Origin of the sequence: Endozoicomonas sp. SESOKO1 (assembly GCF_024606265.1) — a bacterium.
Classification (GTDB): Bacteria; Pseudomonadota; Gammaproteobacteria; order Pseudomonadales; family Endozoicomonadaceae; genus Endozoicomonas.
Map to the genome: position 1 here is coordinate 1 of NZ_JAHHPP010000277.1, position 11,597 is coordinate 11,597.

The window sequence follows — 11,597 nt, forward strand, 5'->3', positions numbered from 1 at the left end:
ACCCATTTTCAAACCACACTTCCCGGTCAGCGATGATGATTCATTCTGCTGATCCGTGGGTGACCGTTTCAGGTTAGCCCGTGGAAGAGCGGCGCATTCTACACAAACCAAATGTAATAACAAGTATTTTTATTCCGGGTTAAAAGATGTCTCTATTCACCCGTGCATCTTTTCGGGAGTCACCAACGGCACACTTGTTGCGATGCCATTCATTATGCCCTGCTGAAATCAAAGGCCAGCACATCTGCAATATTGCCTGTGCCGAGCATCAGCATAAGAAGCCGGTCAATGCCCATCGCTACGCCTGCACAGTCGGGCATTCCGTGCGCCAGTGCCGCCACCATGTTTTTATCATAGGGGTAGATGTCATAGCCTCGCTCCTGACGCTTTTGCTGTTCTTCTTCAAAGCGCTTCTGCTGTTCCTCTGCATCCAGAAGTTCATGGTAGCCATTGGCCAGCTCGACCCCGTTAACAAACAGTTCAAAGCGTGAAGCTACCGGATGCCCATCCCGATTGGTGGATAATCTGGCCAGTGCTGACATGGTGGCCGGGTAGTCATAGACAAAGCAGCCTTCCAGCACTTTTGAATCTGTGGACCCAAGGTTCGGCTCAACAAATTTTGAGAACAGAAGATCCAGACAGTCACTTCTTTCAAGTCCCTGAAGCTTGGCATCCACCCTGTCCATCACTAGCTGACTCAGCGTTTCATCAGTCGCGATATATGGATTGACTCCAAGGTATTCCTCAAACAACTCCCCATAGCTGCAACGCCTGATCTCTTTAAAATTACAAACACTGCTTAACAAGCCAGCGACATCATCCATCAATCGCTGGTCATTCATGCCTATGCGATACCATTCCAGCATGGTGAATTCCGGGTTATGCCGCCCCCCGGCCTCACCGTTTCTGAAAACCCGTCCTAACGAATAAATATCCCCAGTGCCTGCTGATAACAAACGCTTCATCGGGAATTCCGGGGAGGTGTGCAAATAACAGAGCTGTGACTTGCCATGGCCAATGGGGCTGAACTCGGTTACAAAGCTGTCTATATAAACATCAACCGTGGCACTACGGGACAGCATTGGGGTTTCCACCTCCATTACTCCGCGGGCATCAAGATAAGCTCGAGCCTTACGCAGTAGTTGAGCTCGCTCCCTGAGTGCCAGCATGGAAGCCGATGGGCGCCAAAGTTCATTAGTCACTAAAGCTTACTTCACACGGCCAACATATTCGCCGGTACGGGTATCAATTTTGAGGACTTCACCCTCAACAATGAATAAAGGTACTTTAACGGTTGCACCGGTACTGAGCTTGGCGGGCTTGGAGCCACCCTGGGCAGTATCACCCTTCAGGCCAGGATCCGTCTCCACCACCTGCAGCTCCACAAAGTTAGGCGCAGAAACCGAAAGAGGGGAACCATTATAAAGAGTAACCGAGTATACTCCCTGCTCTTTGAGCCAATCGATGGTATCACCCACGGCTTCACGGCTGGCTGCATGCTGTTCGTAGGAACCATCAGTCATCATGAAGTGCCAGAATTCACCGTCGGTGTAGAGGTACTCCATATCCAGATCCATAACGTCTGCCGCTTCCAGGCTTTCACCGGATTTGAAAGTACGTTCCCAGACGCGACCGGATATCAGGTTACGGAATTTAACCCGGTTGAATGCCTGACCTTTTCCGGGTTTTACAAATTCGTTCTCAATGATCGAGCAGGGATCGCCCTCGAGCATTACTTTAAGACCTGAACGAAACTCATTGGTACTATAACTAGCCATTGGACCTTACCAGGAGATCAAAACCCTTATGATAACCCGTTCGGAGGGCTTTGTGCAGTCAAGAGTGCAGTCGAGAACGCAGCCGAGGGCGCAGATAAGTACGCAGACAATTGGTAATTCCGGCTGCTGGCAGGAGCAACTGGCAGGGGCCATCACCTCCCCGGAACAGTTGCTGGCCATGGTGCAGCTGAGCCCGGAGCTATTATCACCGGCATTAAAAGCTTCCCGGGAATTTCCACTGCGAGTACCCCGTGCCTATATCCACCGAATGGAACTGGGGAATCCCCACGACCCTTTGTTGAGGCAGGTACTGCCGGTTGGCGAAGAGTGCCAACACATTGAGGGTTATGGTCTGGATCCGCTGGCAGAACAGTCGCAGAACCCTACCGATGGGGTTATCCATAAATACCATGGCAGGCTGTTGCTGATCGTCAGCGGGGCCTGTGCGGTTAACTGCCGCTTCTGCTTTCGCCGCCATTTTCCGTACCAGGATAATCGGCTGGACCGGGACAGCTGGCGCAATGCCATAGAGTACATTCGCGCGGATACCACCATTAAGGAGGTGATTCTCAGTGGCGGAGACCCATTGGCCAACAGTGACCGCCGGTTGGCGAACATTGCTGCCGAGCTGAACGCTATTGATCATGTGGCCACACTGCGCATCCATACCCGTTTGCCCGTGGTGATTCCTGACCGGGTCACCGATGAACTGATCAACTGGTTTGCCCGACAGCGCCTGCAGCCTGTGATGGTGATTCATGCCAACCATGCCAACGAGATCGATGACCGCGTTGGTCAAGCCATGTTCCGGCTCAAACAGGCTGGCGTAACACTATTGAACCAGGCCGTGTTGCTTAAGGGCGTTAATGATAGTGCTTCAGCGCTTATTCAGCTTGGCGAAGTACTGTTTAAAGCTGGCGTACTCCCTTACTATCTGCACTTGTTAGACCCGGTGCATGGCGCAGCTCATTTTGATGTGCCAGACGTTAAAGCCACCCGCCTTATAAAAGAGGTAATGGCTCACTGTCCTGGCTACCTGGTACCCAGACTGGTTCGGGAAATTCCCGGCAGACCCGGAAAAACATGGGTATCCTGACACTTTTCTCTAAAGTCAGGCATTGATCGCACCGTTAGATACAAAGAGAGAAGGCTTGCTGAAACACACGGCCAGGCTGGCATATCAGTATCAGCATATTTATTATGGATATTGGGATTAAAGAATGGAATCTTCAGACACTCTGCAACTGGAGCTACCCAGCCGTAGCCTCAATTCTCTTTCATTTTGTCCTGATGGGTCAGAGCCAAACAACAATAAGCTGGAACAGTGGCTTAATGGACTATCTCTCACTGATCATCAGCAAACCGGAGCGCATCTGGTTAACGCCCTGGATGAACTGAGCAGACTTGACTGCCCACCGGATGAACTATTTGCGCTTGCAGAAGCCATCCGATCGCCTTCACTCTCAACGGCAGCCAGTAGCTATCAACGTCATCTGAAGCAATACATTACCTTTGAATCAAGTCAGCAGGGCTGGTTCGATCTGTGCAAGCGCCTTTATATGGGGTTGGCAAACCTCTATAAAGCCGTAGTTCAGTGCTGTCTGGATAATAATAATGCCAATATACTGGCAGCAGCACTGCATCGGGCTATTTCAGAGAGTGCTGCAGCGTATTTATTCCATTGCCTGCTTTATCGTCCGGCTCCTGAACGCCTGTGGCTTGAAATGCATACATTATATCAGCTCGCCATCAGCCATAATCATCAGGGCTTCCAACAGGAAGATCCTTATGACAAATCCAGGCCCATGTCACTGGAAAACCTCTATAAAAGAGTCCTGATGCTGTCACGCAGTGATACCAATAAACTATCGCCCGGCGAAATCCAGCAGGTCTGGCAAATTTTAAGCCTCTGGATCAGTCACAGCAAAATCCAGCCCAGGTCTGGCCTGAAAACCTATTTTGCAGCAAGCCTCAACAGTGATGAGGGGCTTGAATATGCCTTACCAGAGCCTGATAAGGCGCATTCGGGTGTGATTGGTCTGAATATCAGAGTACTCACTGCACAACTGGAAAAAATAAAAAGTGATCCAAAAACAGCAAGAGTGTTGCCAGCCGAACTGATCAAACATCTCATATCAAGCTGGGGACCGATCCAAAAGCGATCCAGTCCACGCAGAACCTCTTCAGATCAGTGTGAAATCTGCTCTGGATTTACCGGACTTCATTATCATCTCTCAGGTAAGCGGAGTTTTGAGGACATTATTGCCCTTCACTCTGACGCTACTGGCAAGAGTCGTTTCTCAGAGCAGTCTGACGATGTCTGGTCACAGGCCCATGACGCTGAAATCAGAGATGAAGATAAACAAAGCAGCCCTTCAGCTGGCGAGATAATTACCTTTAACACTGAACAGTTTCTGGATAATAAACGCTTCTCTGCATTGCCGGCAGAGATCATCAATACCAGCCACACTGGGTTCTGCCTGAAAATCAGCAGCAAGCTGCCCAAACAGTTTCATGCCGGTGAACTGATTGGAATCTGTGAAAACAAAGTGTCTCCATGGGCCCTGTACAGTGTGCGCTGGCTGGGCATTTCAACGCAGAATGAAGTGACTATTGGAGCCAACTTCATCGCCACATCAGTTGAGCCAGTGGCCATATCATTGATACACAAAACTCAGGAAGCGAGCCACTTCCAGAGATCACTGATGTTAACTGATTCCAGCGAGGCCACTCTGATCATGCCAAACCTCACTGGCAAGGAGGGCGCTAAATTTGAGTTGATTCAAAATGATACGCTGCTCAAAGGTCAACTGATGAGCTGCATTAATACAACACCCACCTGGTGCCAGTACCAATTCAAGCTGTTTGGCTAACCTAATCTGATCACTTGCGCTTTATCAGGAATATCCTGTTCATCATGGGTCACCATGAGAGCAGGTATCCTGCGGCACTGAATCTGTTGAAAGACAAAGTGCCGGAAGCTGCTTCTCAGTGTTGCATCCAACCTGGAAAAAGGCTCATCCAGCAACAGGGCTTTGGGTTCGGATAACAAGGTTCGCATCAGGCTGATTCTTGCTTTTTGCCCACCCGATAACAGGGATGGATTCAGCTCGGAAAAGCCTGACATCCCGCAGTCAACCAACGCTTGCTCTACGCTTTCCCGGCGCTGGGATTTCCGGTAGTGCACAGGTAACGCAAAGGCCAGATTCTCACCCACCGTCATATGGGGAAACAATAGATGATCCTGAAACTGCAGGCCTATCTGTCGTTTATAGGGAGGCAGGTTATTCAGCATTACTCCGTCTAAAATCACTTGTCCTGAGAAACTAAAGCTGTTTGGCAGCGTCCCGCAAATCAGATTTAACAAACTGCTTTTGCCGCAACCGCTGGGTCCCAGTACCGAAAGCACTTTACCATCGTCCACGCAACAGCAGATTTTATCCAAAAGCTTCTGGCCATTCAGTGTGATATCAATTTGATCAAGAATCAGGCTCAAGCGTTGAGTCTCCTGGCAAAACGTCCATTTCTGATTGTCCAATAACCCAGGAAAAAAGCCATGGCATAAGCAATGAAAGGCAGGAGCATTTGAACAAGCCCGTAGACACCAATCAAACGTCGATTTCCTCCGGAAACCAGGCTGACGGCTTCGGTTGTTATTGTCTCCACTCTTCCAGCACTGGCAAACAGGGTTGGCAGATACTGCGCGATACTGACCGCAAAGCCCAGTGCAAGGCTGGCCATTATCGGGCGCCAGAGTACTCCCAGTTTTACTGTTAGAAAGGTCTTCAGCCAAGACCGGGATAATAACAATCCCTGAAGACTGTGACGCCGATCGTAATGCTGCCAGGGGCCGGACAAACTCAGAAAGCAGTAGGGCAATACGAACAGCAAATGCAGTGCTGTAACCGTCAACCAGTGCCCCTCAGCTCCCCATTGCAGTAGAAGCAGCTGAACACCAAACAAAAAGGTCATTTGCGGCAAAAGCAATGGAATATACATCACACCACTGGTCAGCAGGGCCAACCACTTTCCTGCTGATTCACTGTTTTGCCGCTGAATATCATTCAGCTCGAGCAATATAACCGAGATAATGTTGGCAGCCAGAGTAGCGGTCACACCGATCAGCAGGGAGTTAACCATGGGCTCACCCATATCATCCCAAGCTCTCTCCCAACTTCGTAAAGACCAGTCTGGCCAGAGAGAAGGGAATCGCCAGCGCCAGACAAAAGACCAGATAATCAGGGCACTTCCCCCCGCCAAAAAAAGCATCAGTAATATCTGCCAGGCTTTTCTGCTGAATAAAAGCCAGAGACCACTGAAACGACCACGATGCCCATTGATCAACCAGTTTCTGAGCAACCTGCCCATGCCCCATTCCACCAGGTAAAAGCTGCCAATAACAGAAACCACCAGCAGCAATAAGAGCACACTACCCGATGCAGCGAGCAGACTTTTGGTTAAATCCGGGTCATATATCCATTGAAGAATCTGCACGGCAAATGTCGGTGGATTTGCCGGTCCAATCACCAGTGCAATATCGACGACAGAGACTGAGAATGTGAGCACTGTATACACTGGCAAGCGAATCATCGGGTAAAGCCGCGGCCATATCAGCTTGAGCCAGATAACGCCTGGCTGATACCCCAGCGTTCCTCCAAGCCTCAATGTCTCCGTCACCGGTAACTGCACGACAGCAGCGGCCATCATAAAAATCAAAAACGGTGTTTCTTTGATAACCAGAATAAGTACAAGACTAATGCCGTATGGATCCTGAATTGTCTGCCACTCCGGGGGAAAGCTCCATCCGGCAAAAGCAGCGACAAGCCGCGCCAGTAAACCACTTGGCATCAACACAAACATAATGCCAAAAGCCAGTGCCACATGTGGCACGGCCATCAATGGAGATAACCAACGCTGAACGTTATGCCAGAGCGGAGTGTCCCAGGCAAAACTGATGACACTAAAAGCCAGGACCAGTGACAACAAGGTGGATAAAACAGAAGTCCAGTGACTGAGCAACAGCATCTCTGCCAAAGCAGGTGTTCCCAACAATGTCTTCCAGGCATCAAGACTCAACGAATTAAAGCCGAGGGCAGGGATATAGTTGAATGCCGATAACGATACACTGACCACTCCAGCCATTACTGGCAACAGAAAAAGTGCCACCAATATTGTAAAGATGACAGAAAATGACAGTTTGGAGCAGAAACATTTCAGGCGGAGAAAAATCATTCCCAGACACTCATTTAACTATTGCGATTACCGTTGAATAATAAGAAGACTACCCCTGATAAACCCTGACGTCACCCAACTGAAGAATCACCCCCTCCATGGCCTGGATGATGAGTTCCTTATCTTGTGCTTCCATCCTGAAACCGGGTCTGGCATTGTATTTCCCTATACACTTATCCAGCTTTGTAAGCTTGTCGCTGATGTTCATGGTCATTACAGTATTACGCTCTATCCGTTTATCTTTGTTAGCCCCCTTCTGGATATTTTTTGAGGGAGTGTCTTTGTTAACCACCGGCTGATGAGGCTTGTGAACTCCATTTCCAGCATCAGGGGAGGCAGCAATACCGATGGAAGCACGGGTTATGTTTACGCAATCAGCAGTTTTTTTTTTCCAACTCCCGGGGCATGACTTGAGGATCGGGATTATCAGAAACAGTTGTTTTTTGAGCATCCTGTATTCTACGCCCCCTTGTAACAGAGCGAGTAGAAACCCTGCTACTGATTTCCCCGGTCATTGCCGTATTACGGTCTATTGGATTATCTTCGTTAGCAACCTTCTTGCTGTTTTTTGAGGTAATGTCTTTTTCAACTACCGGCTGATGAGGTTCCAGGGCTTCATTTCCAGCATCAGAAGAAGCAGTACTGCCAGCAGCAGATGCATGGACTCTGTTTGAGCTATCAGCAGGCTTTTTCTTAGCCTGCTTTTGGGGGATAGCCTCTGTACCGGAATTATCAGAAACTGTTCTTTTTCGATTATTCTGTGCACTCCCACTGCTACTTGTGGCAGGGCCGGTAGCAACGCTATTTATAGGGCAAGTTATAGCGCCAGTTATAGCGCAAGCCTTTGCCTTCGCAATTTCCAACTCTGCATTGCCAATAACTGCATCAGCTGATTGGTCATTTTCCCGTGCAGGGAGTGAATGGTTATGCTGTTTGACGTGGGAAAACACCTCTTCCCAGTCGAAATAGGCTTTACCTGCAGGAGATTTGCAAAATGCCTTATCGATAGCAACAGCATTGGTTAATTCAACCCACATCGCCAACAGCAAAATCAGAGAACCTTCTTTAGGCTTTTCCGTATCCATCATGTGGTCGGCAATCCAAAGCAGTGTGTTGCGAATCGACTCTTGATCCCTGAGCCATGACTGTTTCATGCCGGGAAGGCAATTGAAAATAAATTCAGGAATCGTTTTATCAGAAGGAATATCCTGTAAGGCCAGATTCATAAACTGGTCATACTCTAACATCCGGTTAATAATGGCCGATGAGTCCAGATTGTCGGTTCGTCTTATATCCCTGAAGTCTGAGCTGAATTCTTGCTCCAGTTTATGTTTTTCCTCATTCATCAGCCTGGCTGTGGATCGAACAGTGGTCACATAATAACCGTTTACAGGATGCTTGCGTGTTCCCGCTGAGGGTACATCCGAATTCACTAATTTAACGCCAAACCATAGTTGGCAGTCCTTGTATCCAAACGCAAGGCCTTTTTCCCAGGCCTCCGAAATGCTGCCCGTCTTTCTGGACACAAAATCCTGAACAAGCTTTGTACTCTGATAACCACTCTTTTCTGGTAACATACCTGACCTGCACCTTTTGCTGTTCACGCAAATATAGATCGGTCAATCAGGTAATAGTTCATTTTTACCATTGCCAGCCTCTTTTGCTGATTTGAACAACGCAACATGACTGGCTTGAAATACAAGCCAGTCAGCGTCATCGATATCTGGACAACCAGCCCCTTTCCAGGGCAGTAACCCAGGAACTATGGGGTTCAAGAAGCACTTTACCTAAAGCTTCAGGGGACAGGGTCGCCGGTCCCAGGGGTAAACTCGAAAAGCGTTGTCGTTCAATACCATTTAACTGGCTCATGCTCAGGACAGTAGGGTCTCCCCAGACATCCGGATTGGCTTTGTGAGCCTGAGCCTCTGGAGATAACAGAAAATTAATAACAACCTGTGCTGCTGGCGTTGAGTCGCTATTAAAAGGAATGGCCAGAAAGTGAGTATTCCCCAGTGTGCCCGAATCATGCACATAGGTTCTGACCGTTTCCGGTAACTCTCCACTGGCTATTGCCGAGCTGGCATAAGCCGGATTGAACGTCATTGAGAGTATAATTTCACCATCATCCAGCATCGGTGTCAGCGCCAGATTATTAGATGGAAACGTCTCGCCCTCACGCCACAATAAAGGATGAAGTTCGTCCAGATATCGCCATAAAGGGGAGGTTACCGCATCAAAATCCGCTTCAGAAACGGGCTTTAACAGCACATCTGGTTCTGGTGTCAACTCACTCAACAATTGCTTCAGGAACGTCGTCCCGACAAAATCGGGCGGCAAGGGATAAGTCACACGCCCTTTGTGCTTTCTGGCAAACTCAAGAAGTTCTGAGGCATTCGCTGGCGGGACCGCTTCTTTTCGGGAAAAAGTATCGGTGTCATAAATAAACACCAGCTGCGCCATACCCCACGGTGCTTCGAGGCCATCAACAGGCTCCCCAAAGTCAATCACTGTCGTCGGCTTTTCCTGGGGGTCTACTCCCTGAAATGAGGGCAAGTCCTCAGCAAAAGGGCCAAACAACAGCCCGTTTTGCTTCATGGAGCGGAAGTTTTCACCATTAATCCATACCAGATCAACAGTTCCATTACTGTTTCGTCCTGTTGCCTTTTCAGCAAGCACACGACTTACGACAAGTGACGCATCACTGACTTTGACATGTTTCAGCACAATACCGTAGCGTTTCTCTACCTGATCCGTGGCCCAGTCAATGTAATCATTGATCTGTTCACTGCCTCCCCAGGCATTGAAATAAACCGTCTGCCCTTTCGATTGCTCAATTATTTTCTGCCAGGGCAAAGCTTTCACTTCGACAGCTCTGACAGTGCCTATAAAAGCGACAGAAGCCATTAGCAAAGCGGTTGTGGCTTTCTTACTCCATGTCCTTATGCTGGTATTATTGTTCATTTCAACAGCCAGACTCCGTTGTCAGTTGGCAATGGTAGTTACCGTCTTCATCAATGGAAAGCCTCACAACAATTGGACGACAGCACACCTGACAATCTTCAGTGTAAAGCAATGATTCATCCATCTCAGTAAAGCCAGCATCCAACAGCAATTCGATTGGCTCTCCACAATAGGGGCAATAATCCTGCCAGCTTATCCACTCATTCATCGGGAAGACCTTTTCTCAGTCAGGGGTATCAAGAGACTCCAGATCTTGCTCACTGAAGCCCAACAGGTAAAGAATACTGTCCAGCCCCAGTGTTGAAATGGACTGCCGCGCACGTTGTTTCACCATTGGCTTGGCCCGAAATGCAATGCCCAGCCCGGCCACACTGAGCATTGGCAGATCATTGGCACCATCACCCACCGCAATCACCTGATTGAGAGCAATGCCCTCTTCAGCAGCAATCTGCCTAAGCAGCCTGGCTTTTTGCTCACCATTGATGATGTCACCCTTCACCTGGCCGGTGACCTTGCCGCCTGCTATCTCCAATTCATTGGCATGGATATAGTCTATCCCCAGTTTTTCCTGAAGATAGCGGGCAAAATAGGTAAATCCTCCGGATAGAATGGCCGTGCGGTAGCCCAATGAGCGGAGGGTACGAATCAACGTTTCTGCCCCTTCGGTTAACGGCAGCTGTCTGGCAATATCAACAAGCACAGACTCATCCAGTCCTTTTAGCATTGCCAGACGTTCACGAAAGCTTTCATTAAAATCCAGCTCACCCTGCATGGCTCTCTCAGTGATCTTTGCCACCCGGTCACCGACACCTGCAGCCTCCGCAAGAAGGTCAATAACTTCCGCTTCAATCAGGGTGGAATCCATATCAAAAACAACCAGCCGACGATTACGCCGATAAATGCTGTCTTCCTGGAATGCAACATCAGCATTCAGGTCAGCGGCAAGATTGAGAAAATCCGTCCTCAGCTTTTCCTGATCAGGGACCGTACCGCTGACCGAAAACTCCAGGCATGATGAACGATAGCTGTCTTTTTTATCCGTTTTTTTATCCATCTTTTCATCATGAGTCAGCGATCGTCCACCCGAAAGGCGGGAAATCTGGTCAATGTTCAGTCCATGAGCGGCAGTAATACCAGAGACTCTGGCGATTTGCTCCGCTGTGACATTACGTGACAGCAGCGTCACTATATAACGATTATTGCCTTGGCCAAAAATCCAGTGCTCGTAGTCATCTTCAGATACCGGTTGATAACTGAACTGCAAATCACGTTCATGGCAATGGAAAAGAAGATCTTTTAGCATTCTGTTGGCAAGAACGGCAGAGTTACCATTCCCACAAGCCTGGTCTGGAAGACGAACAAGAACTCCCAGGGTCAGGTTATCGTGAATCACCGACTGACCAATATCCAGAATTTCCAGACCATAGTCGGCTATAACAGAGGTGATGGATGAGGTGAGTCCTGGCTGGTCCCGGCCAGTAACATTAATCAGTATTATATCGCTCACTGGGTAATCCAATTCTTCTTGGAAGCTGTCTGAGAATAGCGCCCGTCCAGGCGACTCCGTAGCGAGGAGCCTGTCCGAGAATAGCGCCCGTAGCGAGGATGGCAGAAAATTGAGGATAA

The 11,597-nt window shown here is 48.9% G+C and carries 11 protein-coding genes; 2 read left to right on the top strand and 9 right to left on the bottom strand.

Annotated elements, in window-relative coordinates; all coding sequences use genetic code 11:
• Positions 1 to 212 precede the first annotated feature (212 nt).
• Positions 213 to 1,202, bottom strand: coding sequence for an EF-P lysine aminoacylase EpmA (gene epmA, locus KDK13_RS12360; RefSeq protein WP_257285278.1), 990 nt, complete (start codon positions 1,200 to 1,202; stop codon positions 213 to 215).
• 6 nt (positions 1,203 to 1,208) lie between these two features.
• The gene (gene efp / locus KDK13_RS12365; RefSeq protein ID WP_252020724.1) at positions 1,209 to 1,778 is read right to left on the bottom strand and encodes an elongation factor P; all 570 of its coding nucleotides are present in this window, start codon (positions 1,776 to 1,778) and stop codon (positions 1,209 to 1,211) included.
• A gap of 28 nt (positions 1,779 to 1,806) precedes the next feature.
• On the opposite strand from efp, the gene epmB reads away from it, so the two are divergent.
• Together epmB and KDK13_RS12375 are read left to right on the top strand one after the other, a co-directional pair.
• Positions 1,807 to 2,874, top strand: a complete 1,068-nt coding sequence (epmB, locus tag KDK13_RS12370) for an EF-P beta-lysylation protein EpmB (RefSeq protein WP_257285279.1) — start codon at positions 1,807 to 1,809, stop codon at positions 2,872 to 2,874.
• Positions 2,875 to 2,998: 124 nt separating this feature from the next.
• A complete protein-coding gene (locus tag KDK13_RS12375; protein ID WP_257285280.1) occupies positions 2,999 to 4,651 on the top strand; it encodes a hypothetical protein in 1,653 nt (550 codons plus the stop codon).
• On the opposite strand, the gene KDK13_RS12380 is transcribed toward KDK13_RS12375, so the two are convergent.
• The 7 genes from KDK13_RS12380 to serB all read right to left on the bottom strand — a co-directional run bounded on the left by KDK13_RS12380 (position 4,648) and on the right by serB (position 11,478).
• Positions 4,648 to 5,274 (bottom strand): ATP-binding cassette domain-containing protein, encoded by a 627-nt coding sequence (locus KDK13_RS12380; protein WP_257285281.1) that lies wholly within the window; start codon positions 5,272 to 5,274, stop codon positions 4,648 to 4,650. The genes KDK13_RS12375 and KDK13_RS12380 overlap by 4 nt on opposite strands.
• Positions 5,271 to 7,010 carry an ABC transporter permease gene (locus KDK13_RS12385; protein WP_257285282.1) on the bottom strand — a complete coding sequence of 580 codons (1,740 nt, stop codon included), beginning with the start codon at positions 7,008 to 7,010 and terminating at the stop codon, positions 5,271 to 5,273. The genes KDK13_RS12380 and KDK13_RS12385 overlap by 4 nt, the downstream gene beginning before the upstream one ends.
• Positions 7,011 to 7,059: 49 nt before the next feature.
• Positions 7,060 to 7,302, bottom strand: a complete 243-nt coding sequence (locus KDK13_RS12390; RefSeq protein WP_257285283.1) for a hypothetical protein — start codon at positions 7,300 to 7,302, stop codon at positions 7,060 to 7,062.
• Between the two features lie 82 nt (positions 7,303 to 7,384).
• Complete coding sequence (locus KDK13_RS12395) at positions 7,385 to 8,587, bottom strand: hypothetical protein (RefSeq protein ID WP_257285284.1); 1,203 nt, start codon at positions 8,585 to 8,587, stop codon at positions 7,385 to 7,387.
• Positions 8,588 to 8,723: 136 nt separating this feature from the next.
• On the bottom strand, positions 8,724 to 9,971 hold the full coding sequence (locus KDK13_RS12400; protein WP_257285285.1) for an ABC transporter substrate-binding protein: 1,248 nt from the start codon (positions 9,969 to 9,971) through the stop codon (positions 8,724 to 8,726).
• Position 9,972: 1 nt separating this feature from the next.
• A complete protein-coding gene (locus tag KDK13_RS12405; RefSeq protein ID WP_257285286.1) occupies positions 9,973 to 10,179 on the bottom strand; it encodes a CPXCG motif-containing cysteine-rich protein in 207 nt (68 codons plus the stop codon).
• A 15-nt stretch (positions 10,180 to 10,194) separates the two neighbouring features.
• Positions 10,195 to 11,478 carry a phosphoserine phosphatase SerB gene (serB, locus tag KDK13_RS12410; RefSeq protein WP_257285287.1) on the bottom strand — a complete coding sequence of 428 codons (1,284 nt, stop codon included), beginning with the start codon at positions 11,476 to 11,478 and terminating at the stop codon, positions 10,195 to 10,197.
• Positions 11,479 to 11,597 lie beyond the last annotated feature (119 nt).

Bases quoted from the DNA above. Each gene is read 5' to 3' on its own strand.
- KDK13_RS12375 (WP_257285280.1), top strand. From the start codon at position 2,999: ATGGAATCTTCAGACACTCTGCAACTGGAGCTACCCAGCCGTAGCCTC.
- KDK13_RS12395 (WP_257285284.1), bottom strand. From the start codon at position 8,587: ATGTTACCAGAAAAGAGTGGTTATCAGAGTACAAAGCTTGTTCAGGAT.
- epmB (WP_257285279.1), top strand. From the start codon at position 1,807: ATGATAACCCGTTCGGAGGGCTTTGTGCAGTCAAGAGTGCAGTCGAGA.
- KDK13_RS12405 (WP_257285286.1), bottom strand. From the start codon at position 10,179: ATGAATGAGTGGATAAGCTGGCAGGATTATTGCCCCTATTGTGGAGAG.
- KDK13_RS12400 (WP_257285285.1), bottom strand. From the start codon at position 9,971: ATGAACAATAATACCAGCATAAGGACATGGAGTAAGAAAGCCACAACC.
- efp (WP_252020724.1), bottom strand. From the start codon at position 1,778: ATGGCTAGTTATAGTACCAATGAGTTTCGTTCAGGTCTTAAAGTAATG.
- KDK13_RS12385 (WP_257285282.1), bottom strand. From the start codon at position 7,010: ATGATTTTTCTCCGCCTGAAATGTTTCTGCTCCAAACTGTCATTTTCT.